The sequence below is a fragment of the Pseudalkalibacillus sp. JSM 102089 genome, from assembly GCF_041366475.1.
Taxonomy (GTDB): Bacteria; Bacillota; Bacilli; order Bacillales; family Guptibacillaceae; genus Guptibacillus; species Guptibacillus hwajinpoensis_B.
Genome location: NZ_JBEWYW010000004.1, coordinates 39,369 through 53,815 on the forward strand (window position 1 = coordinate 39,369; position 14,447 = coordinate 53,815).

Sequence of the window (14,447 nt, forward strand, 5' to 3'; positions counted from 1 at the left end):
TGATGATTCTCGATTTTTTCCGCGAAGCGGTTGATCATTACAGAACTTAAATGACTCTAAAATCAACAGCGTTCATTAACAGAGCCAAGTCTTATGAATAGAATAAAACCTTATTACGATATTTCTCAGGAAATGATGAAGAAGAACGAAGGTTGTCATAATAAATTCTCTAAACTGTTTTTATGCAATGTGTGAATTAATGTAACACGTAAGATAGAAATTCATATATTGTATGGACTATATAATTTCAATCGAAGTTGCTTTGTTGCCCTATCGAGGAGGGTGGAATGTTGAAAGGGAACCACTACCGACCAAAGCCACTATTAACCAAAAGAGAAAGAGAAGTTTTCGAATTGCTTGTTCAAGACAAAACAACAAGAGAAATAGCAGAAGAATTGTTTATTAGCGAAAAAACAGTTCGGAACCATATTTCGAACACGATGCAAAAGCTGGGGGTAAAGGGGCGTTCTCAGGCTGTTGTCGAATTGCTTCGACTGGGAGAATTAGAAATATAAAACTGTGCCGGCTTAAAAGCCGGTTTTTTCTTTTGTGTAACGTCATGCTTGCTTATACTGTAAATTCTAGATTATTTCCTCGTTCGAGTTAAATGTCATTCAGTGAAAAAGAATGAGATACATAGGAACTTGTAATTCATGATAAAGAGTAATTAAGAGGAATTCATAGAGGTCAGTCTATGAAGTGAGTAGGTTAAAATAAAAAAAGAATGAATAGTATGTTAAGATAACAAAAAAGCATGTAACAAGATGGTTTCATGCGAAGAAGAGACACTTATACAAATACCATAGCTTATGAGTAGATTTTCTTTTGTATGATAATGACATAATAAAATATCGGCATATGAAATGAAAGGAAGATAGAAAAATATCTTCGGGTTGTTATAAATGAAGCAATAGATTATGATATCAACTATATTACATGAGTAAGGGGCAATCTATTGGAACGTTTTCTCATTGACGTTCGATCTGTTATTTACTATCATTAGTACGTTCATAATCACAAATGAAACCGGTTTAATGAGGGGAAATTGAACATGAATGGTGAATTTGAAATAAAGAAAATTCTAAATAATAATGTCGTAATTGCCGTTTCGGAGAATAATAATGAAGTCGTTTTAACGGGAAAAGGGATTGGCTTCAATCAGAAACAAGGCGAAAGACTCGATGAATCTAAAGTAGACAAGTATTTTGTTCTTATAGATAAGCATGAGCAGGAACAATATAAGTTATTAGTTCCACATGTCCCAGAATCTTTTATCGGCATGATGAATGATACTATTTCGTTAATCGGAGATAAGCTGGATGCGGAGTTAGATGAGCATATCCACGTTTCCTTAACGGATCACCTTTCCTTTGCGATTAAACGCCTTCGTCAAGGATTGGATGTAAAGAATCCTTTTCTAGTTGAAACGCAAACAATGTATCCAAAAGAGTATACAATTGCTGAAGAAGTGATACAGTTAATTAATCATAAGCTTGAAGTGGCTCTTCCTGATGGAGAGATTGGGTTTGTTGCGTTACATATTCACAGTGCCATTACCAATAGAAGCGTAGGTAAACTTAACAAATATTCTGCTTTAATTAGTCAACTCGTTAAAGTTATTGAAGAAGCTCTTCGAATTGAAATTAGTCGGACAGGAATTGATTATTTGCGTCTTGTACGTCATCTGAGACATGCGATTGAACGCAGTGAGTTAAATCAACCCGTTGAAGCACATGAACGATTAGAAAAAGTGTTGAAAGAAGAATATCCAGTGTGTTATAATCTTTCATGGAAGTTGATTAAAATTATGCAGAAGGAACTTCGTACGAATTTTCCTGATGCAGAAGCAGTCTACTTAACGATGCACTTGCAAAGGCTTTCTCCTAAATAATTTCATACTTAACGGTAACGTGTTACTGATACGATCAGGCATGAGTGAAGCCGGAATGACAAAAACTGATTGGGGTATAGTATATCCTGATTGAGTTGTCATACCGTCCACTCATGCCTTTTTTATATTCAAATTCTTTGGGGGAAAAATAAAAGGAGGAAAACACATGTTTAAACAGGCTTTCGGGGTTTTACAGCGCGTTGGTAAAGCGCTAATGCTTCCAGTTGCAATTTTACCCGCTGCCGGACTATTGCTAGGTTTTGGTAATGCATTTCAAAATCCAACTTTACTTGAAAAACTACCGTTCTTGTCAGCTGAATGGTTCCAGCTTCTTGCTACTGTTATGGAGGAGTCTGGTGGGATAGTATTTGCTAACCTTGCACTACTATTTGCGGTTGGGGTAGCAATTGGTTTATCTGATGGAGACGGCGTTGCGGGTATTGCTGCAATTGTAGGTTTCCTTGTTATGAATATTACAATGGGTGTACTTGAAGGCGTATCAGCTGATCAAGTTGCTGAAAGCGCATCATATGCTAATGTGCTTGGTATACCTACATTACAAACAGGGGTTTTCGGAGGAATTATAGTCGGTATTCTTGCCTCCTATATGTATAAACGGTATTATAATATTCAACTTCCTCAATATCTTGGTTTCTTTGCTGGGAAACGATTTGTTCCAATCGCAACGGCGGTTTCAGCTTTGATTCTTGGTGTAATTATGATTTTCGTTTGGCCACCTGTACAATCTGGCCTAAATGCTTTTTCACACAACATGCTTGATGCTAATCCAGCACTTGCTGCATTTGTATTCGGTGTCATTGAACGTTCGTTAATTCCATTCGGACTGCACCATATTTTCTACTCACCATTCTGGTTTGAGTTTGGACAATATACAAATGCTGCTGGTGAAATCATTCGAGGAGATCAAAAGATTTTCTTCGAACAGTTGAAAGATGGTGCTGAGCTAACTGCTGGTACATTCATGACTGGTAAGTTCCCGTTTATGATGTTTGGTCTTCCTGCAGCAGCGCTTGCTATGTATCATGAAGCTAGACCAGAAAAGAAAGCGGTTGTAGCAGGAATCATGGGCTCGGCTGCACTTACTTCTTTCTTAACGGGGATAACTGAGCCGCTTGAATTTTCTTTCTTATTCGTAGCTCCAGTCCTTTTTGGAATTCATGCGATTTTTGCAGGTCTTTCTTTTATGACAATGGCTTTACTTGATGTTAAAATTGGTATGACTTTCTCTGGTGGTGTTATTGATTTCCTTCTATTCGGAGTACTTCAAGGTAGAACTGCCTGGTGGCTTGTTATACCAGTAGGGTTAGTATTCGCATTAATCTATTACTTCGGCTTCCGTTTCGCGATTCGTAAGTTTAACTTAATGACTCCTGGACGAGAAGAAGATGAAGAGGATGAAATTGCTGACGATGGTCAGGACAATACAGCACTTGCTTACAATGTGCTTCAAGCTCTTGGCGGTGAAAGCAATATTACAAGTCTTGATGCTTGTATTACACGACTTCGCGTTTCTGTTTCAGATAAAGGCGAAGTGGATAAGAAGCGTTTGAAACGTCTTGGTGCATCAGGTGTTATGGAAGTAGGGAATAACATTCAGGCTATTTTTGGAACGCAGTCCGATGGTTTAAAAGGACAAATCAGAGATATCATGAGTGGAAAAACACCAAAGCCACTTCAAGATGAGAAAAAAGAAGAAAAGAGTGAGCAACCTTCTGGAGTGAAGGGTGCTGATCATCTTATTTCTCCTCTAGAGGGTAAGATTATGCCAATCTCAGAAGTGCCTGATCAGGTCTTTTCTGGTAAGATGATGGGAGACGGTTTTGCGATTGAACCAACTGATGGCTTGATTGTCGCACCGGTTGATGGCAAAATAATGAATGTGTTCCCAACGAAGCATGCAATTGGTATTGAGTCTGTTAATGGACGTGAGATTCTAATTCACGTTGGAATTGATACGGTTAACCTCAAAGGTGAAGGTTTTGAAGTATTCATTAGCGAAGGCGATGAGATTAAGCAAGGACAGAAGCTTATGAAGGTTGATCTCTCATTTATTAAAGAGAATGCAACATCAACTATTACTCCTATTGTATTTACTAACCTTGAAGAGGGAGAAACAATTGATCTTTCGAAAGAAGGAACTGTTTCGCGGGAAGACAAAGATATTATTACAATATCAAAATAAAAAATATAACATTTGAAAGAGGGAATTGAAAATGGCAGAGAAAAATTTCACAGTAACAAGCGAATCAGGAATTCACGCACGCCCAGCGACAGCACTAGTAAACAAAGCAGGTCAATACAGCTCTGACGTAACGCTTGATTACAACGGGAAGTCTGTAAACTTGAAATCCATCATGGGTGTTATGAGTCTTGGTATCCAACAAAATTCTGAAATCACTATCAAAGCAGAAGGATCAGATGCTGACGATGCGATTGCAGGACTAACTGAAGTTATGGAAAACGAAGGTCTAGGCAAGTAATGTCTAACCAACTGACTGGAATTGGCGCTTCTGCGGGAATTGCTATCGCTAAAGCGTTCGTACTTGAAAATCCGGCACTTGAAATTGAACAAAAGTCAATTACTGATGCTGGTGCTGAAATCGAACGTTTTGAAGCGGCCGTTCATCGTGCTAAAGAAGAACTAGAAGTCATTAAAAATCACGCCAATGAACAGCTCGGAGAAGATAAAGCAGCGATTTTTGCTGCTCATCTTCTCGTTTTATCTGATCCAGAGTTGTTGAATGCAGTGAAAGATAAAGTTAATAATGAAAAAGTAAATGCTGAAAGTGCAATGAGTGAAGTTTCCAATATGTTTATTAGCATGTTTGAGAACATGGATAATGAGTATATGAAAGAACGTGCTGCTGATATTCGAGACGTATCTAAACGTGTACTGGCTCATTTACTTGGTGTTACGTTTACATCTCCGGGTGCAATCACCGATGAAGTTATTGTTCTAGCTGAAGATCTTACTCCTTCTGACACTGCTCAATTAAATAAGCAGTTTGTTAAAGGGTTTGCGACGGATATTGGTGGTAGAACATCTCACTCTGCTATCATGGCGCGTTCAATGGAAATTCCAGCTGTTGTTGGAACGAAAACTATTACTTCTGAAGATGTGGAAGGTAAACTAGTTATTATTGATGGTATCGATGGTAATGTGATCGTTGATCCTTCTGAAGAAGAAATTGCGGAATATACAAAGAAAAAAGAACACTTTGAAGCTAAAAAGCAAGAATGGGCGAAGCTTGTTAATGAGCCAACAACAACGAAAGATGAGAAACATGTTGAGCTTGCAGCAAACATCGGAACTCCTGAAGATGTAAAAGGTGTCCTTGAAAATGGTGGAGAAGGCGTCGGCCTTTATCGTACTGAATTTCTATATATGGGCCGTAACGAATTGCCTTCAGAAGAAGAGCAGTTCAAGGCTTACAAAGAAGTTCTTGAAAAAATGGATGGTAAGCCTGTCGTAATCCGTACACTTGATATCGGTGGAGATAAAGAGCTACCTTACTTAAATCTTCCGAAAGAAATGAATCCATTCCTTGGGTTCCGTGCGATTCGTCTTTGCCTGGAAGAAACGGAAATTTTCCGTACTCAGCTGCGTGCACTTCTTCGCGCTAGTGTTTTCGGTAACTTGAAAGTGATGTTCCCTATGATTGCAACTGTCGGTGAATTCCGTCAGGCTAAAGAGATGCTTCTTTCTGTTAAAGAGGAGCTAATCGGGGAAGGTATTCAGGTATCAGAAGATATTGAAATTGGTATGATGGTTGAAATACCAGCAACGGCGGCAATGGCTGACGTTTTTGCTAAAGAAGTTGATTTCTTTAGTGTTGGAACTAACGATCTTATTCAATATACGATGGCTGCTGATCGTATGAATCAAAAGGTATCTTACCTTTACCAACCATATAATCCTGCAATTCTTAGACTTGTTAAAATGGTCATTGATGCAGCTCATAAAGAAGGCAAGTGGGCTGGTATGTGTGGTGAAATGGCGGGAGATCAGATTGCGATCCCAATCCTTCTTGGTCTTGGACTCGATGAATTCAGCATGAGTGCTACTTCGATTTTGCCTGCTAGAAGTCAAATGACGAAGCTATCTAAAGAAGAGATTTCTTCTCATATCGATCATATTCTTTCACTTGCAACAAATGAAGAAGTGGTTGCCTATGTACAAGAACATTTCGCAACGGAAGAGCTATAGGAAACTATAGCTCTTCTTTTTTTTACATATGTTCATGATTCGTTTTTGGGGGCAATGATGAATTAGGAAAGTATTTTACGCCACTTCTTATACATGGGCATATGAATAAGAAGTTAGAAGTAGTCATCTCTTGCAATTCATATCGGTTACAATCAAAATAGAATGTAAGATATTATAAGGGGGAGACTAGATGTCTGAAGAATTAACAAGAGAACCAGCGTCAATTGTTGATATAGAGAAATCACTTCGTATGGTTGCTGGTATTATTAAACAACATGGACGGGAACTTTTGAGTGAATTTTCCATTACACCTCCTCAATTTCTTGCGCTCCAATGGCTTTCTGAATACGGTGATTTAACAATTGGAGAACTGTCTAATAAAATGTATCTTGCCTGTAGTACGACGACGGATCTCGTGGATCGTATGGAAAAAACGGAGCTAGTAAAACGAGTGAAAGACCCACACGATCGACGAGTCGTACGAATTCATATATTAGATAAGGGAAATGAAATAATTAAAAAAGTGATTCATAAAAGACAGGTCTATTTGGAAAACATTACCCAGAAATTCTCGGGAGATCAAGTAAAAGCACTTGAAGAAAGTTTGCATTTACTTTATGACGAAATGAAAAAGAACTAACTGGACCGGTAAGTAGAGAGGCGAAATATTTTGAAGAAACCAATCGGGGTTATTGATTCAGGTGTTGGCGGACTAACGGTAGCAAGAGAGATTATGCGACAGCTACCAAAAGAAGAAATTGTTTATTTAGGTGATACAGCAAGATGTCCTTATGGGCCTAGAACGGTTTCTGAGGTGAGGCAGTTCACCTGGGAAATGACGAATTACCTATTAGAGCAATACCATATTAAAATGCTCATTATTGCTTGTAATACTGCGACGGCTGTCGTTCTTAAAGAGATTCAAGATGAACTATCTATCCCCGTAAGAGGTGTTATTCACCCAGGAGCAAGAAGTGCTTTGAAAGAAACGACGAATAAGTATATTGGAGTAATTGGAACGACTGGTACTGTAAAAAGTCGAGCTTACGAGTACTCCCTTAAAGCTATTGATAATGATATTAAAGTGGAAAGTCTTGCGTGCCCTCCCTTTGTGCCGCTGGTCGAAACCGGAAATCTGAACAGTGAAGAAACGTATCAGACTGTCAGAAGCACGCTTGCCCCATTGATGAATAAAGGAATCGATACCCTGATATTAGGATGTACACATTATCCATTATTAGAATCAGTGATTCAATCAGTCATGGGAGACGATACGGCCATTATTTGTTCAGGCGATGAAACAGCATATGAAGTGAGTGGTATTCTAGAGTACAGTTCACTTTTATATACAGGTGATGAACGTCCATCGCATACATTTCTTACAACTGGATCAATTGACAACTTCGCTAGGATTGCGAGCCATTGGCTGGATTATCCTGTAGCTAATGTTGAACGTATCGAGCTCTAATCTATCAAAGATTAGAGTTTTTTAGTTATCTCAAAAAATAATTTTTTCAAAAATAAATTTCTAGAAATCACTAAGGTTCAATACCGTAGCCAATTCTTGAAGCTCGTACCTCTCCTAATAATCGATAAAACAAGTTATTCAAATTACTCAGGTATAAATTGAAATATAACTCGTATAAATGGTAGTACAAACCATCCGGGGAGGGATAGCTATGCGTTTACGCGGAATTGGGTTCGCGCTATTGTTGCTTTCATGTATATTAACAATATCTGGTTGCGGTTTTGGTTTTGAAAAATCATTAAAGGAAATCGATCCTCCTAAAGTCGATTATGTAAAAGATGGAGAACAGATGGAGGAAAATGAGACAGGTGCTACAAAAGAAGGTGAAGTAGAAGAAGCGACGGGTGAAGAGGCGGATGATGAAGCCACTGGAATGACGACTCGTCAGCTCTATTTACTAGATGCCAATGGAATGGTTGTGCCACAGAGCGTTGAACTTCCTGCCGTAGAAGGTGCTGCAAAACAAGCGTTAGAATACCTTGTTGTTGATGGTCCAGTGACAGAAATGCTTCCCAACGGCTTTAAAGCTGTGTTGCCTGCTGGAACTGTTATCCAGGGCGTTGATCAAGTTGATGAAACGGTAGTTGTAGATTTCTCAAATGAGTTTAAAGATTATGCTGCAGAAAATGAGAAACAAATTCTTGAAGCTGTCACTTGGACATTAACTCAATTTGACGGAATTGAGAAGGTGAAAATTCAAATCAATGGCTATGATCAACAGGAAATGCCTGTGAATGGGACGCCAATCGGAGAGAGTGTTAGCAGGGCAAATGGGATTAACCATGAGATGGGTAATGTGGTTGATGTTTCCAATAGTGAAGATGTAACCGTCTATTTCATGGCTCAAAGTGAAGACTATGCATATTACGTCCCAGTTACGAAACGCATGGAAGGCGTCTCGGATGATGTGCGAGGCGTATTGAAAGGACTAATGGAAGGACCGGCAGTTCATTCCGGCTTATTTAGTCAACTATCTAAAGACGTAAAATTATTGAAGGCTGAAGAGGAAGATGGCTTATTAACGCTAGATTTTAATGAAGCGATCTTAACTGGATCGGAAGAGATGGTTATTCAGAAAGATATTATAAATAGTCTGGTTCTTTCGTTAACCGAGAAGGAAAGCATTAATGAAGTAGCTATTACTGTTGATGGTCACCCAGAAGTCATTGATGAAGCTGGTAATGCTTTGTCAGAACCAGTTTCAAGGCCAGAAGACGTTAACAAAGTGGGTTTTTAAAATAGAATATGGTACGATTAAGAGGCAGGTGTACTGCCTCTTTTTCTATTTAAATAAAGATTAGTTAGGCTTATTACGATTAGATTCATGGGTTATCTAATATCAGTAACGTTTATTAACATAGTCTTGAAAAGGTTAAAGGTAGTTTTATTAAAATAGTTATGATTTAGTAATGAAAGAGATGGGGAACAGGAGGAAGAGTATGAGAATTGATGGACGTAAGGAAGATGAGCTTAGAGCGATACATATTGAAAGAGATTATATAAAGCATCCGGAAGGTTCTGTATTAATTACTGTAGGAGATACAAAAGTGATTTGCTCTGCATCAATAGAGGATCGCGTACCACCTTTTATGCGGGGACAGGGGAAAGGGTGGATTGCAGCTGAGTATGCTATGTTGCCACGAGCCACTGAACAAAGAAACATTCGTGAATCAAGTAAAGGAAAAGTTGCTGGTCGCACAATGGAGATTCAGCGTCTAATTGGAAGAGCCCTTCGGACGGTAGTTGACCTTGAAGCACTTGGAGAACGCACAATTTGGATTGATTGTGATGTGATTCAGGCAGATGGCGGCACTCGAACTGCTTCTATTACTGGCGCATTTGTAGCACTTGCACTGGCTGTAGAAAAAGGTATGAGTCGAAAACAAATTAAGAAAATGCCATTAACTGATTTTCTAGCAGCCACTTCGGTAGGAATTGATCAAGGTGGAACGGCTTTATTGGACCTTTGTTATAAGGAAGATTCCTCTGCTCATGTGGATATGAATATTGTTATGACTGGTAGTGGAGAATTCGTGGAACTACAGGGCACAGGCGAAGAAGCAACGTTTAATATGAATCAATTAAATGAAATGCTTGCGCTAGGTAAAGATGGTGTTGAGAAATTGATTCGGAAGCAAACAGAGGTGATCGGTGAGTTTGCTTCAAAAATAAAGGAGGACTCTACGGAGGATGCGTAAACTTCTTATTGCAACAAAGAATGAAGGTAAAGTAAGAGAATTTAAGAGAAGGTTCGAGTCAGAAGAGCTTACTGTAATTTCTTTATTGGATCTCGAAGAAGCGCCTGACGTGGCAGAAACTGGTCATACTTTTGCGGAGAATGCCGTACTAAAAGCCGAAGCCATTATGAAATTAACAAACCAACCGGTTATTGCGGATGATTCTGGGCTTGTCATAGATGCACTTGATGGTGATCCCGGGGTTTATTCGGCTAGATATGCAGGACTCGATAAAAATGATGAAGCAAACATGGACAAAGTTCTCGAAGAAATGAAGAATGTACCTGAAGAAGATCGTGGAGCTTCTTTTCAATGTATTCTAGCGGTCGCCATCCCTGGTCAAAACACGGAAATTTTTTCGGGTTCATGCAAGGGGACGATTGCTTTTGAACGTTCTGGAAACTACGGGTTCGGATATGATCCGATTTTCTACTTGCCTTCATACGGTAAAACGATGGCTGAACTTTCTCCTGAAGAAAAAAATGCTATCTCACATAGAGGACAAGCTCTTGATCGTTTGGAAAAGGGATTTAAGAATTTATTTTAAAACATATGGATAACTAATGATTTGAACTCGTTGAATATACGGCTTCTTTGCCTGAGTTAACATTCATAGCATTCATGACTCGACTCTAAATTGAAGAGGTGACGTGAGATGAAAGTTCTAGTTGTAAGTGATAATCATAGTTCTAAGGAAGAATTGCAGCATCTTGTAGAGAGACATCAAAATGAAGTCGAATGTATGATCCACTGTGGAGATTCAGAATTTGATTATGATGCATCTGAAATGCTACCTTTTCAGGTGAGAGTGAGTGGAAACTGTGATTATGACCATCGTTATCCAGATGAATCGGTCGATAAAGTAGGGGACAAAACTGTTTTTACGACCCATGGACATTTATATAATGCGAAAATGACGTTAATGAAATTGCAGTATAAAGCTGAAGAAGTACAAGCGGATCTTGTTTGTTTTGGTCATTCTCATGAGGTCCTATCTGTATTTGAGGAAGGAACACTGTTTCTTAATCCTGGTAGTGTCAAACTTCCGAGAAAACCGCCGATTCAAACTTATGCGATTGTAGAATGGTCTGAAAATGATGTTAGCGTGACGTATCGTGATGAAACTGGGGAAATAGTAGAAGATCTTTCAAAAATATTTTCTCTCACTTAGGAAAAAACACAGCGAAGGCTGTGTTTTTCTTGTTTTTCTATTGACATTATTTTTGATATTCGTTATATTAATAAATGTCGCTACAAACTAAACAATGTCCCAGTAGCTCAGTAGGATAGAGCAACAGCCTTCTAAGCTGTGGGTCGGGAGTTCGAATCTCTCCTGGGACACCATACTATATCGTAAAGGCATTTATCATTGTGATAAGATGGCTTTTTTTTTATATTTTGAGCTGTGTGGATGAACGTTGTTGATTTTTGGCTTATTTTCAACATGTGAGAGTAAGGTTTCACTTGAATGAGCCCAATACGACATTTCATCAATATAACCTAACATAGCTTACACTTTAATGAGTACGTTCAGAAACGGTGCTGTACTGTGACTAGCTTTTAGGGGAACATTCACGTATCGTAGTGCGTTACTAATAGAGCGTGTTAAATAACAAGCAAGCGGGAATAGAACCTGTAACGTGCTTCAACTTGAGTTTACAGGTGGATACTGATAAACTGATACCTAATCGTAGCTGCGCCTTTCCTGCTGTAAACTCTTTTAATAGAGAATATAAGAGAGTGGAGCGATTACGTCATGGATAAAGAAAAGCATGAGAGGAAAATAGTTTATTTTCCAAACGTGGCAGGCAAACTTGTCGAAAAAGGAATGGCAGCACTTAAAGCTAAAGAAATTAAAGAGGCACATAAACATTTTAGTCAGCTACTTGAAATCGAACCAGATCATCCTCAAGGGAATTTTGGAATGGTCCTAAGCCTGGTTGAAATGGGCGATTTAAAAGAAGCATCTGAACGCTGTGAAACAATGATGCAGCAGGGTATCGGGGACTATTACGACATTTTTCAAGTATACATATCAATTTTAGTTCAGCTTGGAAAGTATCAGAATGTAGTTACGATGATCGAAGCGGTATTGCAAGAAAATCAACTTCCGTCAAATATAGCGGAATCGCTCTATCAGCTATTGCATTTCAGCAGGCAAATGACGAGTTATGATATCGATTCTGACGATGAGTTTGAAACTGTCCAAGAGGAAGATGCAGACAAGCTGATTGCTTATTTAGAAAGCGATAAGACGGAAAAACAGTGGTTGGCTATACAGAAACTGAGCGCTGTTAATGAGAAAAAGTCTATTCCAGTTTATCTTACATATTTAAATGCAACAGATAAGGATCCCCTCCTTAAAAGCCTGGTGTTACAGGTGTTAAGAGAAAAAGAGTTGAATCAAGAAGTTATCGTACATAAGTTTGGAAGAGAAATTACTGTAAATCCTTCCGAATTGAAGGATATTTTTCTGCAGGACTTTTCTTTAAGCGTTAAATCGAAACTTTCTCATGTGGTGGAACAGAAAAATCCAGCTCTTTTTGAGATGTGTATGCAAATTTGGTGGCATTATTTGTTCGCCATTTCGCCATTTGAAGCCGAACCATCGAACAGTGCTGTTTGGGCGGCAGCTGTTCATAAAGTGGCTTCTGAAATGAATGGTGAAGGCTTGTTAAATGAGGAGCTTAGCGATTATTATGAAGTTAGGTCTTCTGAATTTGAGGTGGCCGCAAATCGGATCATGAACATCGAAAATCAGCCATTTTATCGCCCATTTGAGTAGAAATACATGGAAATAGAATGTTTTGCCTTGCGATCATTCGGGAACATAGGTAAGCTGTACTATGGTTACGCGGTTTACAATCATACCGTATGTGTTGAAAAGTAACTGTTCTATGTTATAATAAAATGGTTGCAAACCCATATTTACTAGTAAAAGAGACCGTTTAAAAGACAGCAGACGCTTTTATACTCCAAAAGGCGTCATCTTTTTTAAACGCTCGATTAGTGGAAATATATTTATTGTTGGAGGTAATGTGTAAATGACTGCAAATTGGGAAAAGCTTGAAGGTAATCAGGGCGTTCTTACAGTAGAAGTAGACGCTTCTGAGGTTAATAGTGCGCTGGACGAAGCGTTCAAAAAAGTCGTAAAACAGGTTAATGTACCTGGATTCCGTAAAGGTAAAATGCCACGCTCTCTTTTCGAAAAGCGTTTTGGTGTAGAATCTCTTTATCAAGATGCTCTTGATATTATTCTTCCTAAAGCTTATTCAGAAGCTATCGATGAATCTGGTATCGAGCCAGTTGATCGTCCGGAAGTAGACGTGGAGCAAATGGAAAAAGGTCAAAACTTGATCTTCAAAGCAACAGTAACTGTTAAGCCTGAAGTTAAACTTGGCGAATACAAAGGTCTTGAAGTTGAAGAACAAGAGACAAGCGTTACAGATGAAGAAGTGGAAGCAGAGCTTAAATCACTTCAAGAAAAGCAAGCTGAGCTTGTTGTTGTTGAAGATGGAGAACTTCAAGAAGGCGATACAGCAGTAATCGACTTCGAAGGCTTCCTTGGAGAAGAACCATTTGAAGGTGGACAAGGCGACAACTATTCATTAGAAATTGGTTCAAACACTTTCATTCCTGGCTTTGAAGAGCAACTAATTGGTGAGAAAGCTGGTGCTGAGAAGGAAGTAACAGTTACTTTCCCTGAAGAGTATCATGCTGAGAATCTTGCTGGTCAAGAAGCAACATTCAAAGTTAAAATTCACGACATTAAGCGTAAAGAACTTCCTGAGCTTGATGATGAGTTCGCTAAAGATGTAAACGAAGAAGTAGAATCACTTGATGAGCTTAAGAAAACAACGAAAGAAAATCTTGAGAAACAAAAAGCAGAAGATGCTGATGTTCAAAAGAAAGACACGTTGATTGAAAAAGCTACTGAAAACAGCGAGATTGACCTTCCATCCGCTATGGTAGATGCAGAAGTTGACCGCATGCTTCAAGAATTTGAACAGCGTCTTCAACAACAAGGTATGAACCTTGAAATGTACTACCAGTTCTCTGGGCAGGATGAAAAAGCTCTTCGTGAGCAAATGCAAGAAGACGGTGAAAAGCGCGTGCGTACTAACCTAACTCTTGAAGCAATTGCTGAAGCTGAAAATGTGGAAGTTTCTGAAGAAGAAGTGAATGAAGAACTTTCTAAAATGGCTGCAATGTACAACATGGAAGAAGAACAAATTCGTTCAATGCTTACTATGCAGGGTGGCACTGATGCACTCAAAGGTGACCTACGCATCCGTAAAGCAATCGATGTTCTTGTAGACAACAGTAAAAAAGCTTAATACAAGCTAGTAGATTGGCTTATTTGAAACAAGGCGCTTAATCGCGCCTTGTTTTTACAAAAAGAAATAGTAATGAAATGAAACAAATTTGCTAAACATAGTAGTAAGACAAAGAACTTGATACATAATAAGCTTTAAAGAGTCGTTTTATTTCGTATCCTTTTGCGTTATATGATACAATTTCATTACATAAATAGGATGAGAAACCAGTGGTGGATGCCCGTTA

13 protein-coding genes and 1 tRNA gene are annotated in these 14,447 nt (G+C 38.7%); all 14 read left to right on the forward strand.

Annotated elements, in window-relative coordinates; all coding sequences use genetic code 11:
- Positions 1-287: 287 nt before the first annotated feature.
- The 14 genes from ABVF21_RS10820 (at position 288) to tig (ending at position 14,221) form a co-directional block, all read left to right on the forward strand.
- Positions 288-515, forward strand: coding sequence for a helix-turn-helix domain-containing protein (locus tag ABVF21_RS10820; RefSeq protein WP_369810531.1), 228 nt, complete (start codon positions 288-290; stop codon positions 513-515).
- A gap of 536 nt (positions 516-1,051) precedes the next feature.
- Positions 1,052-1,891, forward strand: coding sequence for a glucose PTS transporter transcription antiterminator GlcT (glcT, locus tag ABVF21_RS10825; protein ID WP_303532050.1), 840 nt, complete (start codon positions 1,052-1,054; stop codon positions 1,889-1,891).
- A gap of 166 nt (positions 1,892-2,057) precedes the next feature.
- Entirely contained in the window at positions 2,058-4,094 is a 2,037-nt protein-coding gene (ptsG, locus tag ABVF21_RS10830) for a glucose-specific PTS transporter subunit IIBC (protein WP_303532048.1), read from the forward strand.
- Between the two features lie 31 nt (positions 4,095-4,125).
- Positions 4,126-4,392 (forward strand): phosphocarrier protein HPr, encoded by a 267-nt coding sequence (locus tag ABVF21_RS10835; RefSeq protein ID WP_136947743.1) that lies wholly within the window; start codon positions 4,126-4,128, stop codon positions 4,390-4,392.
- Positions 4,392-6,119, forward strand: a complete 1,728-nt coding sequence (gene ptsP, locus ABVF21_RS10840) for a phosphoenolpyruvate--protein phosphotransferase (protein WP_194219365.1) — start codon at positions 4,392-4,394, stop codon at positions 6,117-6,119. The genes ABVF21_RS10835 and ptsP overlap by 1 nt, the downstream gene beginning before the upstream one ends.
- Before the next feature lie 190 nt (positions 6,120-6,309).
- Positions 6,310-6,759 (forward strand): MarR family winged helix-turn-helix transcriptional regulator, encoded by a 450-nt coding sequence (locus tag ABVF21_RS10845; protein ID WP_194219366.1) that lies wholly within the window; start codon positions 6,310-6,312, stop codon positions 6,757-6,759.
- A gap of 30 nt (positions 6,760-6,789) precedes the next feature.
- On the forward strand, positions 6,790-7,587 hold the full coding sequence (gene racE, locus ABVF21_RS10850) for a glutamate racemase (protein WP_303532037.1): 798 nt from the start codon (positions 6,790-6,792) through the stop codon (positions 7,585-7,587).
- 211 nt (positions 7,588-7,798) lie between these two features.
- Positions 7,799-8,884: a GerMN domain-containing protein gene (locus ABVF21_RS10855; RefSeq protein WP_303532034.1), complete on the forward strand. Its 1,086-nt coding sequence runs from the start codon at positions 7,799-7,801 to the stop codon at positions 8,882-8,884.
- 202 nt (positions 8,885-9,086) lie between these two features.
- Positions 9,087-9,845: a ribonuclease PH gene (gene rph / locus ABVF21_RS10860; RefSeq protein ID WP_303532031.1), complete on the forward strand. Its 759-nt coding sequence runs from the start codon at positions 9,087-9,089 to the stop codon at positions 9,843-9,845.
- On the forward strand, positions 9,838-10,431 hold the full coding sequence (locus ABVF21_RS10865) for an XTP/dITP diphosphatase (RefSeq protein WP_371018205.1): 594 nt from the start codon (positions 9,838-9,840) through the stop codon (positions 10,429-10,431). Before rph ends, ABVF21_RS10865 begins: the two co-directional genes overlap by 8 nt.
- Positions 10,432-10,539: 108 nt before the next feature.
- On the forward strand, positions 10,540-11,055 hold the full coding sequence (locus tag ABVF21_RS10870) for a metallophosphoesterase (protein ID WP_371018206.1): 516 nt from the start codon (positions 10,540-10,542) through the stop codon (positions 11,053-11,055).
- Between the two features lie 96 nt (positions 11,056-11,151).
- A tRNA-Arg gene (locus ABVF21_RS10875) sits at positions 11,152-11,228 on the forward strand.
- A 412-nt stretch (positions 11,229-11,640) separates the two neighbouring features.
- Complete coding sequence (locus ABVF21_RS10880) at positions 11,641-12,669, forward strand: hypothetical protein (RefSeq protein ID WP_303532022.1); 1,029 nt, start codon at positions 11,641-11,643, stop codon at positions 12,667-12,669.
- Between the two features lie 259 nt (positions 12,670-12,928).
- A complete protein-coding gene (gene tig, locus ABVF21_RS10885; RefSeq protein ID WP_303532021.1) occupies positions 12,929-14,221 on the forward strand; it encodes a trigger factor in 1,293 nt (430 codons plus the stop codon).
- Positions 14,222-14,447: the final 226 nt, after the last annotated feature.